Raw genomic sequence first — 13,657 nt, 5'->3', positions numbered from 1 at the left:
GGCCCCCGGCATCCGTGAATCACACACTTCGACAGGAAGGAAGAACCGATGGCAAAGCAGTCCATCTTCGGTCGCATCTCCACGCTCGTCCGGGCGAACGTCAATGCGCTCATCGACTCGGCCGAGGACCCGCAGAAGATGCTCGACCAGCTGGTGCGCGACTACACCAACAGCATCGCCGACGCCGAGTCGGCGATCGCCGAGACGATCGGCAACCTGCGTCTGCTCGAGCGCGACCACCAGGAGGACGTCCAGGCCGCCTCGGAGTGGGGCAGCAAGGCCCTCGCGGCATCGCGCAAGGCCGACCAGCTGCGCGGCCAGGGCAACATCGCCGACGCCGACAAGTTCGACAACCTCGCCAAGATCGCCCTCCAGCGCCAGATCAGCGAGGAGAACCAGGCGAAGGCCGTCGAGCCGACGATCGCGTCGCAGACCGAGGTCGTCGACAAGCTCAAGGACGGCCTCAACGGCATGAAGCAGAAGCTGGAGCAGCTGAAGGCGAAGCGCTCCGAACTGCTCGCCCGCGCCAAGACCGCCGAAGCGCAGATCAAGGTGCACGACGCCGTCAAGTCGATCGACGTGCTCGACCCGACGAGCGAGCTCGGGCGGTTCGAAGACAAGATCCGCCGCCAGGAGGCGCTCGCACAGGGCAAGCAGGAGCTCGCGGCCTCGAGCATCGACGCCCAGTTCAACCAGCTCGAGGACGTCGGCGAGCTGACCGAGGTCGAGGCGCGCCTCGCGGCCCTCAAGGGCGGACAGGCGCCGAGCCAGGCGGCCATCGACGCCCCCAGCGCGCCGTACACGCCGTAAGCAGTGCCGGGAAAGGGCGTCGCGACACCATGTCGCGACGCCCTTTCGCATGGCGGCGGACCGTCGAGCCCCGCGCTGAGGAATGATGTGAGGATGGCTCGGTTCCTGATCGTCCCCCAGTGGCAGGGCTCACCCTCCCCTCGCGCGATGCAGCTCATCGACGGCGCCCAGGCGATCGCGGGCGACCTGCCGCGAAACGCCTGCACGACGATCGACGTGCCCCTCGAGGCCGGTGAGGAGCTCGAGACGGGTGTGCACCGGTACAGTGCACTGCTGCGCACGAGCGAGATCGTCGCGGCGACGCTCTCGGCCGAGGAACCGCCCGTCATCGTCGTCGGCGGCGACTGCGGAGTCAGCGTCGGGCCCATCGGCGTCGCCGCCCGCCGCGAGGAGCGGCTCGCGGTGGTCTGGTTCGACGCGCACCCCGACCTCCACACGGCGTCTTCCTCGCACTCCGGCGCCTTCGGCGGCATGGCGCTGAGCGCCGTCCTCGGCGAGGGACCGGAGGGCCTTGCGCTCGAGCCCGGCCTCGTCGCACCCGACCGGATCGTGCTGGCCGGAGCCCGCGACTACGACGCCGAGGAGGAGCCGCGCGCCGACGCGATCGGGCTCACGATCCTCGACGCGCCCGAGCTCGCCTCGCCCGATGCCCTCGCGGCGGCCGTGCGGGCGATCGGCCCGACCGGCGTGTACATCCACGTCGATCTCGACGTACTCGACCCCGCGACCCTCACCGGCGTCATGGCGCCCGTGCCCTTCGGACTGAGCGTGGCCGAGCTCGTCGCGGCGATCGGCGCGGTGCGCGAGGTCGCGCCCCTCGTCGGCGCGACGATCGCCGGCTTCGCGCCGAGCTCGCCGGCCGCGGCGGGCGACGACCTCGGCGCCATCCTCCGCGTCGTCGGGGCGCTGGCGTGAGCCCCATCCCCACGCCTCCGGCCGGATGGGAGGCCGCCGCCGAGAGGGCGGTCGAGCGCGGGCGCCGGTTCGACCGGTTCATCCCGCCCTTCCTCCTCGACTCGCCGATCAGCCGCGTCGGCTACTGGTACGGCACGGCGGTCGGCTGGATCTGGGGCGGCCTGTGGAGCACGGGCCGGGTCGAGAGACGCCACGGGCTCTGGATCTTCCGCGGCCTTCCCGGCTGGACGTTCGCGCGCGGTGGCGTGTGCGTCGGCGGATGCTTCCTCACCGGCGAGGCCGATCCGTCCGATCGGCTCCTCGAGCACGAGGCCGTCCACGCGCGGCAGTGGCGGCGCTACGGCCTCCTCATGCCGTTCCTCTACCTCCTCGCGGGGCGCGATGCGCTTCGCAACCGCTTCGAGATCGAGGCCGGGCTCGAAGCCGGCAACTACGTGCCGCGACGCCCGGCGCGGCGCACGACGTCCTGACGCACGGGCGCCGGCCCCGGCCACGCGGCGGCGCGCGCCCCCCTGACACGCGGGAGGTGCGGCAGGCGAGCCTGCCGCACCTCTGCGACTGCTACTTGCTCGGGTAGAGGTGGGCGTTGCACCCTTCCTCGCCGAAGGGCGTGTTCACCTGCGACGCGCCGCGCGTGCTCCACGCCTTGCGCAGCTCCTGGGGGATCTGACCCCAGTTCTGCGTCACGCCCGGCCCCGAGGGCCCACCCTCTGATCCGTCCTCGAGCCCCGAGTACACGCATGCCGAATTGGCATGGCTCGGGCCCTGCGTCTCCTGTCCGTTGCCGCCGATCTCGCCCGCGAACGCGCCGCCGGCGCCTCCGAGTGCGAGCATCGTCCCCACGGCAATCCCCAGCATCAGCTTCTTGCGCATCATTACTTCCCCTTTGCACATGAGTCGGCGGGCGCCATCGCCCGTCGGCGCCCATCGAACTCCTGCGGCACGGGGGCGTCAAGGGCCTCGGTGCGCCAGCCGGCGTCAGCCGGCGTTGGTGAGGTTGTACTCCGCGGGGGCGTGGATAGAGGAGACCGGGATGCCGAGGCGCTCAGTGAGGTGGTCGACGATGTCGGCAGTTCCGAGGTAGCCGCCCAGCAGATGGATGCGCGTGTGGTCGTCGTCGGTGCACAGCATCTCGTCGGCCCACGCCGTGACGGCGCGGGTCAGCGCCTGGCCGGGCGCGCACGCCCTGCCGGTTCCCGGGTCGCCGCTGCGCCGCGAGCGGTCGAGCCACGCGACCACCATGCGCGCCGGCGCCGAGAGCGAGGCCTGCCACGAGGCATCCGGGATCTCGATGAAGATGCGACCCGTCGAGCAGATCGGCAGCGTGGCCAGCAGGGCCTGGAGTTCGGCCAGGGACGACTCGTCGGCCGTGATGAGATGCTGCACCCGTGTGTGCCGCGACGCGCGGCAGGCGGCGGCGTTGTGCTCGGTGGTGTCGGTCATCTCGATCCCCACTATACCGCGAGGATAGGGTTGCCTAACCTGAGCAACCCCTCAGGTACCGGCGACGAGGACGTCGCCGAGCGCGTCGAGCTCGGCATCCGTCATCCCGTGCGCGCGCAGGTATTCCGCCGGCGATCCGAACCTCGCCGCGAGGTCGTCGAGGAGCGCGGTCATGACAGGCGCGGGCGAGCGGGTCGCGAGGTCCTCGAGGTGGACGGCCTCCGGATGCATCTCGCGCAGCTTCGCGACGACGTGCGCGTTGCGCCACGGCGGCAGCAAGGCCTCCGTGCGCGCGTAGTCCGCGACGACCGCCTCGCGGTCGACCCCCGCCGCCGCGAGGGCGAGCGCGACGGTCACCCCCGTGCGGTCCTTGCCGACGGTGCAGTGCACGAGCACGGGCTGGTCGGCCAGGATGCCGCGCACGACCTCGACGACCCGGCTCGCCGAATCGTCGACGATCCGCCGGTACATCTCGTCGAGCGGGATGTCGTCCTGGAAGAACGAGGCGACCGACCCGAGGAACAGCGGCGCGCGCTGCATCGTGATCTCGAGCGTGCCGAGCCGGCTCGGGGCGTGGGCGACCTCCTCGTCGTCGCGGAGGTCGATGATGCGGCGGAGCCGGAGCCCGGCGAGCGCCTCGACCCCCGGCTGCTCGAGCTGCGCCAGATTTCCCGACCGGTAGAGGACGCCCGACCGCGTGCGGCCGCGGCCCGCGGGGAGTCCCCCGACGTCTCGCAGGTTGACGGCGCCGGGAACGAGCGGATCGCTCATGCCTTGCTGCGGGTGCGCGGCGGCACGGGGTAGCGGCCGGCGATCGCGACGCGGTTGAAGGCGTTGATCGACACGAGGATCCAGCTCAGCGCGACGTACTCGTCCTCGCTGAGGATGCCGCCGACGTGGTCGTAGACCTCGTCGGGCACTCCCCCGTCGTGGATGAAGGTGAAGGCCTCAGCGAGCTCGAGGGCGGCTCGCTCGCGCTCGGTGAACACGCCGGACTCGCGCCACGTCGCCAGCTGCGCGATGAGGTCGGCGTCGAGGCCGGCTGCGACGGCCCGGTCGACGTGCACGCGCACGCAGAACGCGCAGCCGTTCAGCTGCGACGCGTGGATCTGCACGAGCTCCTTGAGCCGATCGTCGATCCCCGCCTCGCCCGCGATGCCCCCCACGGTCTTCGAGAAGGCGTCGAGCGTCTTGTAGGCGTCCGGGGCCGAGCGGGAGAGGTGGACGCGACGTTCTTCGCTCATGCCTTTCAGCCTATGACGACCACGGATGCCTCGGCCCCGGCCCGCGCGGCAGAATGGCCGGGTGAGCGATCCCGCCGACGAGTTCTCGTTCCTTCCCGACCAGTCCGCCGACATCGGCCTCGACGCCCCCGTCCCCCGCGGCGAGCGCCTCACGCTGGCACTCGACGACGGGCGCACGCTCAGTGCGCTGCGCTACGGCCAAGCCGCGCCCGAAGTGACGTTCCTCCACGGCGCGGGGCTCAACGCCCACACGTGGGACACGACGATCCTCGCGCTCGGACTCCCCGCCCTCGCGATCGACCTCCCCGGTCACGGCGACTCGTCGTGGCGTGCCGACGCCGCCTACACCGGGCGGACGCTCGCCCCCGACGTCGCCGAGGGCATGGCGGCGTGGACGGACCGGCCGCAGGTGCTCGTCGGGCAGTCGCTCGGCGGCCTCACGGCGGCGGCGGTGGCGGCCTCCCGCCCCGAGCTCGTGCGGGAGGTCGTCGTCATCGACATCACGCCGGGCCTGGACCCCCAGGGCGGAGCGTCGCAGCTGCGGCAGTTCTTCGCGGGCCCCACCGACTGGGCGTCACGGGACGAGCTCGTCGAGCGCGCGCTGGCCTTCGGACTCGGCGGTTCGCGCACGGCCGCCGAGCGCGGCGTCTTCCACAACAGCCGCGTGCGCGCCGACGGCCGCGTGGAGTGGAAGCACCACTTCGCCCATCTCGCCAACGCGATGGCCGCCTCGAGCGAGCTCGCCGAGGAGGCGGCGAGCAGAACGGACGCCCTCGCCTCGGTGCTCTCCGAGAGCGGCTGGACCGACCTCGCAGACATCACCGCGCCACTCACGCTGGTGCGCGGAACGCGGGGATATCTGACGGATGACGACACCCTGACGTTCCGCGAGCGGGTGCCCGCGGCATCCGTCGTCGAAATGGAGTCGGGCCACAACGTGCAGGAGGAGCGGCCCGTCGACCTGGCGCGCTTCGTCGCCGGCCTGGCGCGCAGGCGCTAACACTTCTGTTTCGTTGTCCGGCGAGCGGCGCTCGCCACCCTCGCAGGTTGCCTAGGCTGGTCACTCGGCACGAAGAGCGCCGGAACGCGCTCGGCACCGCGAACTCCCGCGCCTCGGATGCACCGGATCCTCCCGAAAGGACAGCAATGCTTCGCCGCACAGCACTCGCCGCGACCGCCCTCCTCGCCGCCGGGGCACTGCTCCTCTCGGCGTGCACCACCGGCGGCACGACGAGCACGCCCACCAGCACGGGAGCGCCCGACCCCGACGCGTCCGCGGTCATCCGTCTCGTCCTCGAGCCGAGCAACCTCGACATCCGCCAGACGGCGGGTGCCGCCCTCGACCAGATCCTGATCGACAACGTCTACCAGGGGCTCGTCGCGCGCACGCCCGAGCAGGACATCGTGCCCTCGCTCGCCACCGACTGGAAGATCTCGGACGACGGGCTGACCTACACCTTCACCCTCCGCGACGGCGTGACGTTCCAGGACGGTCAGCCGCTCACTCCGCAGGACGTCGTGTGGTCGCTCACGACCCGCAAGAACACGCCGGAGTGGTCGGACTCGTCGCGGCTCGCGAACGTGCAGACGATCACGGCGGACGGCCAGACGATCACGCTGACCCTCAGCGCTCCCGACTCGACGCTGCTGTGGAACCTCACCGGCCGGGCAGGGCTCGTCCTCAAGGAGGGCGACACCGTCGACTACAAGACCAAGGCCAACGGCACCGGACCCTTCGTGCTGAGCAGCTGGCGCCAGGGCGACAGCATCACGTTGACCCGCAACGACGCGTACTGGGGCGATGCGGCCAAGGTGGGCGAGGTCGTCTTCGACTACATCCCCGACAATCAGGCCGCTCTCAACGCCGCCCTCGCGGGCGAGGTCGACGTCGTGACCGGGTTCGACGCGAACCTGAAGGACAAGATCGAGGCGGGGGGCGACTTCGAGCTCGTGCTCGGCGCCTCGACCGACAAGGGCACGCTCGCCTTCAACCAGACCTCCGGGCCCCTCGCCGACGCGCGCGTGCGCCAGGCGATCCGCCAGGCCATCGACCACGAGGCCTTCATCGAGGCGGCGGGCTCGGGCGAGACCCTGTACGGTCCGATCCCGTCGCTGGACCCCGGCTACGAAAACCTCTCCAAGGTTGCGCCGTACGACCCCGAAGCCGCCAAGGCCCTTCTGAAGGAGGCGGGCGTGAAGGATCTCGCGCTCACGCTGACGATCCCGAACTTCTACCCGACGACCATCGCGCAGATCCTCGTCTCCGACCTCAACGACGTCGGCATCACGCTCAAGGTCGATTCGGTCGACTTCCCGACGTGGCTCAACGACGTCTACATCAACAAGGACTACGACCTGAGCTTCGTGCTGCACACCGAGGCCCGAGACTTCGAGAACTGGGCGAACCCGGACTACTACTTCACCTACGACAACCCCGAGGTGCAGGACCTCTACGCGCAGTCGGTCGCCGCGACCGACCCCGACAAGGCGGCCGAACTGCTGAAGAAGGCGGCCAGGATCGTGTCGGAGGATGCCGCGGCCGACTGGCTCTTCAACGGCGCCTCCGTCGTGGCGGTCGGCACTAACATCACGGGTATGCCCTCGATCAACGTGAACGAGCGCCTCGACCTCTCGCAGCTGGCCAAGAGCAAGGGGTGATCCGGTACACGCTGACACGGCTGACCCTGCTGCTGCTCGGTCTGTTCGTCGCCAGCGTGCTCATCTTCCTGACGCTGCGGGTGCTCCCCGGTGACGTCGCGCAGCTGATCGCCGGCACCAGCAGCACGCCCGAGCAGATCGACGCGATCCGGCAGAACCTCGGGCTCGGCGAACCCCTCGTGATGCAGTACGCCGACTGGATCGGCGGCGTGCTGCGCGGCGATCTCGGCACGTCGCTGCTCACGGGGTCCAGCGTCAGCGACGAGCTCATCGAGAAGGCGCAGGTCACCGTCCCCCTCGGGATCCTCGCCCTCACGATCGCCCTCGTCTTCAGCCTCCCCCTCGGCGTCCTCTCCGCGATGCGCCGCGGCCGGGCATCGGGGACGGCCCTGAGCGTCGGCTCGCAGGCCCTCGCGGCGGTGCCGGTCGTCTGGGCGGGCATGATCCTCGTCGTCGTCTTCGCCGTGTGGCTGGGATGGCTCCCCGCGCAGGGCTTTCCGCGGGCGGGATGGTCCGACCCCGCGGCGGCTGTGCGGTCCCTCGTCCTGCCGGCGCTCACGATCGGCATCGTCGAAGGCGCGATGCTCCTGCGGTTCGTCCGCAGCGCGACCCTCCAGGCCGTCGGGCAGGACTACGTCCGCACGGCGGCCGCGAAGGGCCTCACGCGCGACGCCGCCCTCATCCGCCACGGCCTCCCGAACGTCGGCCTCTCGGTCGTGACGGTGCTCGGCCTCCAGGTCGCCGGCATCATCGTCGGCGCCGTCGTGATCGAGCAGCTGTTCACGCTCCCCGGCATCGGGCGCATGCTCGTCGCCGACGTGAGCGCGCGCGACCTCCCGAAGGTGCAGGGCGAACTCCTCGCCCTCACCGGCTTCGTGCTCGTCGTCGGCTTCGTCGTCGACCTCGCCCACCGCGCCATGGATCCTCGGCAGCGGGAGGCGGCATGAGTGTTCGTCCCGTTCCCGAGACGCGCCGCTCGCGCCGGGCGGATGCCGCGTCCCGCCGCCGCCCGTCGCGCTGGGCGTGGCTCGGCCGGCTGTGGGCGCTGTCGACCGGCCGGTTCGGGCTCATCGTCGTCGCCGTCGTCGTCGCGTCGGCCGTCGTCGCGACCTTCTGGACGCCGTTCGACCCGCAGCAGGTCGACGTACGCGGACGGTGGGCTCCGCCGGGCCTCCCCCACCTCTTCGGCACGGACGGGTCGGGACGCGACATCCTGAGCCTCATCCTGGCGGGCGCGCGCACGACCGTGATCGTGGCGGTCGGCGCGGGCATCATCGCGACCGTCGTGGGGGTCGCCCTCGCCGCCCTGGGCGCGCTGACGGCACGCTGGATCCGCGAATCCGTCGCCGTCTTCGTCGACATCCTCATCGCGTTCCCGGTGCTCATCATCGCCATGATGATCTCGGCCGTGTGGGGCGGATCGCTGTGGGTCGTCATCTGGTCTGTCGGGATCGGCTTCGGGGTCAACATCGCCCGCGTCACGCGGCCGGAGCTGCGCCGCGTGCTGCACAGCGACTTCGTGCTGGCGGGCCGCATGGCGGGCCTCACTCCGGCGCAGAACCTCGTGCGGCATCTCCTGCCCAACGTCGCGCCCGTCTTCATCGTGCAGCTCTCGTGGGCCATGGCCGTCGCGGTGCTCGCCGAGGCGGGACTGTCGTACCTCGGCTTCGGCGCGCCCGTGACCGAGCCCTCGTGGGGGCTGCTCCTGGCCGAGCTGCAGCAGTTCATCACGGTGTACCCGCTCTCCGTCGTCTGGCCGGGGCTCGCGATCACGTTCACGGTGCTGGGCCTCAACCTGCTCGGCGACGGGCTGCGCGAAGCGACCGACCCGACGCTCTCGCGAAGCGGCGGGGCGGCGCGGCGCGCCCGCACGCACGTGCCGGAGGTGGTCTCGTGACGCTCGAGGTGCAGGGCCTCACGATCGACATCGCCGGCCGCCGTGTCGTCGACGGCGTCTCGTTCGAGGTGCCCGACGGCGCTCGCGTCGGTCTCATCGGCGAGTCGGGCTCGGGCAAGTCGCTCACGGCGCTCGCGATCATGGGACTCCTCCCCGACGGGGCGACGGCCGGCGGATCGATCCGCTGGAACGGCCGCGAGCTGCTGGGCCTGCCCGACAAGGAGCTCGCCGGGCTGCGCGGCGACGACATCGGCATCGTCTTCCAGGAGCCCCGCACGGCGCTCAACCCCATCCGCACGGTGGGCAGGCAGATCGCCGAGTCGGTGCGCATCCACCAGCGCGTGACCCGCGCCGAGGCGAAGACGCGGGCCGTGGAAGAGGCGCGGCGCGTGGCCCTCCCCGACCCGGAGCGGATCGTCGCCCGATACCCGCATCAGCTGTCGGGCGGGCAGCGGCAGCGCGTCGCGATCGCGACCGCCCTCGCCTGCCGGCCGCGGCTGCTCATCGCCGACGAGCCGACGACGGCCCTGGACGTCACGATCCAGGCCGAGATCCTCGATCTCCTCCTCTCCCTCGTCGAGACCGACGGCATGTCGCTCGTGTTCATCACGCACGACCTCGCGGTGCTGTCGCGCATCGCGACGCACGGGATCGTGCTCGACGAGGGCCGCGTCGTCGAGGAGGCGCCGGTCGCGACGCTCCTGTCGGCACCGACGTCGGCCGTGACGCAGGGGCTCCTGCGCGACGCGACGGCGACGCTGTGGCGTCCGGGCGGATCCGCCACGGGCCCGGGCGCGCCCTCGGGAGGCGTGTCGTGACCGGGCCCGTGTCGCCGGCTCCGCCGCTTCTCCGGGCCCGTGGACTCACGCGGCGCTTCGCGATCCCCAAGGCCACGCTCTTCGAGAAGGCCCGCACCTCGACCGCTCTCGAAGACGCCGACCTCGATGTCGCCGAGGGCAGCGCCGTCGGCATCATCGGCGAGTCCGGCTCGGGCAAGTCGACGCTCGTGCGCCTCCTCCTCGCACTGGACGCCCCGACGGCCGGCTCCGTCGAGTTCGACGGACGGAGAGTGGATGCCGCGGCCGGCGCCCGCGCGCTGCATTGGCTGCGCCGCGACACCGGCATGGTGTTCCAGGACCCGTACGCCTCACTCGATCCCCGCATGAGCGTCGGTCGCATCGTCGCCGAGCCGCTGTGGGCCCTCGGCCTCGGGGGCGACGGCGAACCCGGGGGCGAGGGCCGGCGCGCGCGCGTCCAGGACGTGCTGCGGCAGGTGGGCCTGGAACCCGAGATGGCCGATCGCTTCCCGCACGAGTTCTCGGGCGGGCAGCGGCAGCGCATCGCGATCGCACGGGCCATCGTCCATCGCCCTCGTCTTCTCGTCGGCGACGAGCCGATGTCGGCGCTCGATGTCACGGTGCGCGCGCAGATCCTCGACCTCCTCGCCGACCTGCGCCGCCGCGACAACCTGACGCTCGTGCTCGTCTCGCACGACATCGGCGTCGTGCAGAACCTGTGCGACGAGGTCGTCGTCATGAAGGACGGCCGCATCGTCGAGGAGGGCCCGACCGAGAAGGTGCTGCTGCAGCCGCAGGCCGCGTACACGCGGCGCCTCCTGGCGTCGATCCCGGTGATCGACCCCGGTTCCGCGGCATCCTGACCCGCGGCGATCGGCCCGCGGCATGCTGACCCGCCGCGATCGGCCCGAGGCATCCTGACCTGCGGCGATCGGCGCGGTGTCGGCCCCGCTCAGTACGCTCGGAGCATGAGGCACGCGATCGTTCCGCCGTATCTCCTGGCCCGCATCGCGGCTGCGACCGAGCCGCACCTCGCGCATGCCGCCGAGGCGGCGCGGGCGACGCTCGCCGGCAAGCGCGACTACCGCCCCGAGCGGTCGCGGCTGCGGCTCTCGATCGGCGAAGACGGCAGCCTCGTCGCCGAGACGGGCCCCGCACCCGACCGCACGATCTCGGATGCGCGGGGTCGCGAGACGCTTCCGGGCGTGAGGGTGCGCAGCGAGGACGATCCGCCGACGGGCGACGAGGCCGCCGACGAGGCGTTCGACGGCCTCGGGGCCACGTTCGACTTCTACTGGGACGCGTACCGCCGCAACGGCATCGACGATGCCGGCGGCCAGCTCCTGGCGACGGTGCACTACGGCACCGACTACGACAACGCCTTCTGGAACGGCGAGCGCATGGTGTTCGGTGACGGCGACGGCCAGATCTTCACCGGCTTCACCAACTCGCTCACGGTCATCGCACACGAGCTGACCCACGGCGTGACCGAAGCGGCGGGTGGCCTCGAGTACCAGGGCCAGTCGGGCGCGCTCAACGAGTCGATCTCCGACGTCTTCGGCGCCCTCGCCGACCAGCACCAGCGGGGGCAGACCGCCGACCAGGCGAGCTGGCTCATCGGCGAGGGGATCTTCACGCCGGCCGTGCAGGGCCGGGCACTGCGCTCGCTGAAAGACCCGGGGACGGCGTACGACGACGACGTGCTCGGCAAAGACCCGCAGCCCGCCCACATGCGCGACTACGTCGTGACGACCGGCGACAACGGCGGGGTGCACATCAACTCCGGCATCCCGAACCGCGCGTTCGCGCTCGCGGCGCTGACGCTCGGCGGCCACGCATGGGAAGGGGCGGGGCGTATCTGGTACCGCACCCTCACGTCGGGCGGGCTCACACCCACCACCGACTTCGCCGAGTTCGCTGCCGCGACGATCCAGACGGCCGAAGCGGAGTACGGTGTCACATCGGAGGAGGTGTCGGCCGTCCGCGACGCGTGGACCGAGGTCGGCGTCATCGGGGATGAGCGAATCGAGAAGCCCGCGGCCTGACGAGGAGCCGCCCGACGAGCAGCCGAGCGAGGGCTCGCCGCCCGTCGTCGTCGCCGTCACCCGGACGGGCGGATTCGCGGGGCTCACGAAGGCCTGGACCGCCGAGCCCCGCGAGGACGAGGCATCCGTCTGGAGCGAACTCATCTCGCGCTGCCCGTGGGACGAGCCCGCGCGGACCGACCCGCACAGCGCCGACCGCTTCCAGTGGAACATCCGCGCGCAGTGCGGCCCCGACGAGGATCGCCGGGCCGACCTTCCCGACCGCGCCCTCACCGGACCGTGGCGCGAGCTCGTCGACGCCGTCCTCACCTGGAACGCCGGCAGAAGCCGGGCCTGAGGCCCGGCCCACTCAGCGCCCGCCGTCGCGGCCCTCCGGTCAGCGCCCGAAGAGGCCCTTCTTCTTCACGGGCTTGAGGTGCTTCTGCAGGTAGATCGTGCCGAGCCAGCGGCCGAACTTGAACCCGACGCGGCCCATGCGCCCGACCTCGACGAAGCCGAGCTTCTCGTGGAGGGCGATGGATGCCTCGGCCCCCTTGTCGCTGATGACGGCGACCATCTCGCGGATGCCCGCTTCTTCGCACGCCGCGATGAGGGCCTCCAGCAGGGCGCGGCCGAGACCCTTGCCCGCGGCGGCCTGGCCGAGGTAGATCGTGTTCTCGACCGAGAAGCGGTACGCGCTCTTCGTCGACATCGGCTGGACGAGCGCGTACCCGAGGATCTGGCCTGTCGGGGCCTCGGCGACGAGGAACGGCATGCCGAGCTTGTGCAGGTGGGCGAGCTTCGCGCGCCACTGCGCGATCGTCCAGGGGCTCTCGTCGAAGGTCACGACCGAGTTCGTGACGTAGTGGTTGTAGATCTCGCGGATGTCGGGGATGTCACGTTCCTCGACGGGCCGGATCGAGTACGAGAACGGACGCTCGGGCTGGGGCTGCTTCTGGAGATGCTGCGGCAGCCGGCGACGCGACCGCTCGTACTCCTCCTCCAGCATGCGACCAGCCTACGCGGGGATCGCCCAGTCGATCGGGGCGGCGCCCTGCCCCTCGAGGAGCGCGTTGGCGCGCGAGAACGGCCGGGAGCCGAAGAACCCGCGGCTCGCGGACAGCGGTGACGGATGCGGCGATTCGATGATGGGCGTCTCACCGAGCATCGGGCGGAGGTTCGCGGCATCCTTCCCCAACAGGATCGCCACGAGCGGCTGCTCGCGGGCCGCCAGAGTGCGGATCGCGTGCTCGGTCACCTTCTCCCAGCCCCACCCGCGGTGCGACGCCGGCGCACCCGGAGCGACGGTCAGCACGCGGTTGAGCAGCATGACGCCCTGGTCGCTCCACCCCGACAGATCGCCATGCGGCGCGGGCGGGATGCCGAGATCGGTCTCGAGCTCGCGGTAGATGTTAGAGAGGCTCCGCGGCAGCGGGCGCACCTGCCGGTCGACGGCGAAGGAGAGCCCGATCGGATGCCCCGGCGTCGGATACGGGTCCTGCCCGACGATGAGCACCCGCACACCGGAGAGCGGGCGCTGGAAGACCCGCAGCACACGGTCGCCCGCGGGGAGGTAGGGGCGACCCGCCGAGACCTCCGCGCGCAGCCGCTCGCCGAGCGACGCGATCTCGGCGGCGACGGGCTGCAGAGCCGTCGCCCAGTCGGGGTCGATGAGGCCGGCCTCTGCGAGCTCGGGCAGCGTCCTGGCCATCGGCTACGCGGGCCGCTCGTCGGCGAGGGTGTCGTCGCGTTCTGCCGCTGCATCCGTCACGCCCTCCAGACTAAAGCGGCGGGCCGTCGTCTCACGCGCCACGCGGCCGCGAGCCCAGCGCCTCCGCTCCGGCGCCCGGGCGACAGCGCGCCGGAGAG

At 71.6% G+C, this 13,657-nt stretch carries 17 protein-coding genes; 11 read left to right on the top strand and 6 right to left on the bottom strand.

The window, feature by feature from the left end:
• The first annotated feature begins 48 nt into the window (after nucleotides 1-48).
• The 3 genes from ACSBPH_RS15120 (at nucleotide 49) to ACSBPH_RS15110 (ending at nucleotide 2,195) form a co-directional block, all read left to right on the top strand.
• The gene (locus ACSBPH_RS15120) at nucleotides 49-810 is read left to right on the top strand and encodes a PspA/IM30 family protein (RefSeq protein WP_442575141.1); all 762 of its coding nucleotides are present in this window, start codon (nucleotides 49-51) and stop codon (nucleotides 808-810) included.
• 93 nt (nucleotides 811-903) lie between these two features.
• Nucleotides 904-1,725: an arginase family protein gene (locus ACSBPH_RS15115; RefSeq protein WP_442575140.1), complete on the top strand. Its 822-nt coding sequence runs from the start codon at nucleotides 904-906 to the stop codon at nucleotides 1,723-1,725.
• Complete coding sequence (locus ACSBPH_RS15110) at nucleotides 1,722-2,195, top strand: Fe-S oxidoreductase (RefSeq protein WP_442575139.1); 474 nt, start codon at nucleotides 1,722-1,724, stop codon at nucleotides 2,193-2,195. The genes ACSBPH_RS15115 and ACSBPH_RS15110 overlap by 4 nt, the downstream gene beginning before the upstream one ends.
• Nucleotides 2,196-2,286: 91 nt before the next feature.
• Here ACSBPH_RS15110 and ACSBPH_RS15105 read toward each other — a convergent pair whose 3' ends face one another.
• From ACSBPH_RS15105 to ACSBPH_RS15090, 4 genes are all read right to left on the bottom strand, one after another.
• On the bottom strand, nucleotides 2,287-2,601 hold the full coding sequence (locus tag ACSBPH_RS15105) for a hypothetical protein (protein ID WP_442575138.1): 315 nt from the start codon (nucleotides 2,599-2,601) through the stop codon (nucleotides 2,287-2,289).
• A gap of 102 nt (nucleotides 2,602-2,703) precedes the next feature.
• Nucleotides 2,704-3,168, bottom strand: a complete 465-nt coding sequence (locus tag ACSBPH_RS15100) for an SIP domain-containing protein (protein WP_442575137.1) — start codon at nucleotides 3,166-3,168, stop codon at nucleotides 2,704-2,706.
• Nucleotides 3,169-3,219: 51 nt separating this feature from the next.
• Nucleotides 3,220-3,939: a tyrosine-protein phosphatase gene (locus ACSBPH_RS15095; RefSeq protein ID WP_442575136.1), complete on the bottom strand. Its 720-nt coding sequence runs from the start codon at nucleotides 3,937-3,939 to the stop codon at nucleotides 3,220-3,222.
• On the bottom strand, nucleotides 3,936-4,412 hold the full coding sequence (locus ACSBPH_RS15090; RefSeq protein ID WP_442575135.1) for a carboxymuconolactone decarboxylase family protein: 477 nt from the start codon (nucleotides 4,410-4,412) through the stop codon (nucleotides 3,936-3,938). Before ACSBPH_RS15090 ends, ACSBPH_RS15095 begins: the two co-directional genes overlap by 4 nt.
• A gap of 61 nt (nucleotides 4,413-4,473) precedes the next feature.
• Here ACSBPH_RS15090 and ACSBPH_RS15085 point away from each other — a divergent pair, with 61 nt between their 5' ends.
• The 8 genes from ACSBPH_RS15085 to ACSBPH_RS15050 all read left to right on the top strand — a co-directional run bounded on the left by ACSBPH_RS15085 (nucleotide 4,474) and on the right by ACSBPH_RS15050 (nucleotide 12,146).
• Nucleotides 4,474-5,412: an alpha/beta fold hydrolase gene (locus ACSBPH_RS15085; protein WP_442575134.1), complete on the top strand. Its 939-nt coding sequence runs from the start codon at nucleotides 4,474-4,476 to the stop codon at nucleotides 5,410-5,412.
• Between the two features lie 146 nt (nucleotides 5,413-5,558).
• Entirely contained in the window at nucleotides 5,559-7,070 is a 1,512-nt protein-coding gene (locus ACSBPH_RS15080; protein ID WP_442575133.1) for an ABC transporter substrate-binding protein, read from the top strand.
• The gene (locus ACSBPH_RS15075; RefSeq protein ID WP_442575132.1) at nucleotides 7,067-8,017 is read left to right on the top strand and encodes an ABC transporter permease; all 951 of its coding nucleotides are present in this window, start codon (nucleotides 7,067-7,069) and stop codon (nucleotides 8,015-8,017) included. Before ACSBPH_RS15080 ends, ACSBPH_RS15075 begins: the two co-directional genes overlap by 4 nt.
• A complete protein-coding gene (locus tag ACSBPH_RS15070) occupies nucleotides 8,014-8,967 on the top strand; it encodes an ABC transporter permease (RefSeq protein ID WP_442575131.1) in 954 nt (317 codons plus the stop codon). Before ACSBPH_RS15075 ends, ACSBPH_RS15070 begins: the two co-directional genes overlap by 4 nt.
• A complete protein-coding gene (locus ACSBPH_RS15065) occupies nucleotides 8,964-9,785 on the top strand; it encodes an ATP-binding cassette domain-containing protein (RefSeq protein WP_442575130.1) in 822 nt (273 codons plus the stop codon). Before ACSBPH_RS15070 ends, ACSBPH_RS15065 begins: the two co-directional genes overlap by 4 nt.
• On the top strand, nucleotides 9,782-10,627 hold the full coding sequence (locus tag ACSBPH_RS15060) for an ABC transporter ATP-binding protein (protein WP_442575129.1): 846 nt from the start codon (nucleotides 9,782-9,784) through the stop codon (nucleotides 10,625-10,627). The genes ACSBPH_RS15065 and ACSBPH_RS15060 overlap by 4 nt, the downstream gene beginning before the upstream one ends.
• A 105-nt stretch (nucleotides 10,628-10,732) precedes the next feature.
• Entirely contained in the window at nucleotides 10,733-11,809 is a 1,077-nt protein-coding gene (locus ACSBPH_RS15055) for a M4 family metallopeptidase (RefSeq protein ID WP_442575128.1), read from the top strand.
• A complete protein-coding gene (locus ACSBPH_RS15050) occupies nucleotides 11,781-12,146 on the top strand; it encodes a protealysin inhibitor emfourin (protein WP_442575127.1) in 366 nt (121 codons plus the stop codon). Before ACSBPH_RS15055 ends, ACSBPH_RS15050 begins: the two co-directional genes overlap by 29 nt.
• A 39-nt stretch (nucleotides 12,147-12,185) precedes the next feature.
• Here ACSBPH_RS15050 and ACSBPH_RS15045 read toward each other — a convergent pair whose 3' ends face one another.
• Both ACSBPH_RS15045 and ACSBPH_RS15040 read right to left on the bottom strand, forming a co-directional pair.
• A complete protein-coding gene (locus ACSBPH_RS15045) occupies nucleotides 12,186-12,797 on the bottom strand; it encodes a GNAT family N-acetyltransferase (protein ID WP_442575126.1) in 612 nt (203 codons plus the stop codon).
• A 9-nt stretch (nucleotides 12,798-12,806) separates the two neighbouring features.
• Nucleotides 12,807-13,499 (bottom strand): uracil-DNA glycosylase, encoded by a 693-nt coding sequence (locus tag ACSBPH_RS15040; RefSeq protein ID WP_442575125.1) that lies wholly within the window; start codon nucleotides 13,497-13,499, stop codon nucleotides 12,807-12,809.
• Between the last annotated feature and the right edge of the window lie 158 nt (nucleotides 13,500-13,657).

The sequence above is a fragment of the Microbacterium sp. F51-2R genome (assembly GCF_052180235.1).
In the GTDB taxonomy this organism is placed as follows: Bacteria; Actinomycetota; Actinomycetes; order Actinomycetales; family Microbacteriaceae; genus Microbacterium.
This window is presented reverse-complemented; position numbering and strand designations above follow the sequence as displayed.

Bases quoted from the DNA above. Each gene is read 5' to 3' on its own strand.
- ACSBPH_RS15120 (WP_442575141.1), top strand. From the start codon at position 49: ATGGCAAAGCAGTCCATCTTCGGTCGCATCTCCACGCTCGTCCGGGCG.
- ACSBPH_RS15070 (WP_442575131.1), top strand. From the start codon at position 8,014: ATGAGTGTTCGTCCCGTTCCCGAGACGCGCCGCTCGCGCCGGGCGGAT.
- ACSBPH_RS15100 (WP_442575137.1), bottom strand. From the start codon at position 3,168: ATGACCGACACCACCGAGCACAACGCCGCCGCCTGCCGCGCGTCGCGG.
- ACSBPH_RS15080 (WP_442575133.1), top strand. From the start codon at position 5,559: ATGCTTCGCCGCACAGCACTCGCCGCGACCGCCCTCCTCGCCGCCGGG.
- ACSBPH_RS15040 (WP_442575125.1), bottom strand. From the start codon at position 13,499: ATGGCCAGGACGCTGCCCGAGCTCGCAGAGGCCGGCCTCATCGACCCC.
- ACSBPH_RS15095 (WP_442575136.1), bottom strand. From the start codon at position 3,939: ATGAGCGATCCGCTCGTTCCCGGCGCCGTCAACCTGCGAGACGTCGGG.
- ACSBPH_RS15115 (WP_442575140.1), top strand. From the start codon at position 904: ATGGCTCGGTTCCTGATCGTCCCCCAGTGGCAGGGCTCACCCTCCCCT.
- ACSBPH_RS15090 (WP_442575135.1), bottom strand. From the start codon at position 4,412: ATGAGCGAAGAACGTCGCGTCCACCTCTCCCGCTCGGCCCCGGACGCC.
- ACSBPH_RS15055 (WP_442575128.1), top strand. From the start codon at position 10,733: ATGAGGCACGCGATCGTTCCGCCGTATCTCCTGGCCCGCATCGCGGCT.
- ACSBPH_RS15050 (WP_442575127.1), top strand. From the start codon at position 11,781: ATGAGCGAATCGAGAAGCCCGCGGCCTGACGAGGAGCCGCCCGACGAG.
- ACSBPH_RS15105 (WP_442575138.1), bottom strand. From the start codon at position 2,601: ATGATGCGCAAGAAGCTGATGCTGGGGATTGCCGTGGGGACGATGCTC.
- ACSBPH_RS15045 (WP_442575126.1), bottom strand. From the start codon at position 12,797: ATGCTGGAGGAGGAGTACGAGCGGTCGCGTCGCCGGCTGCCGCAGCAT.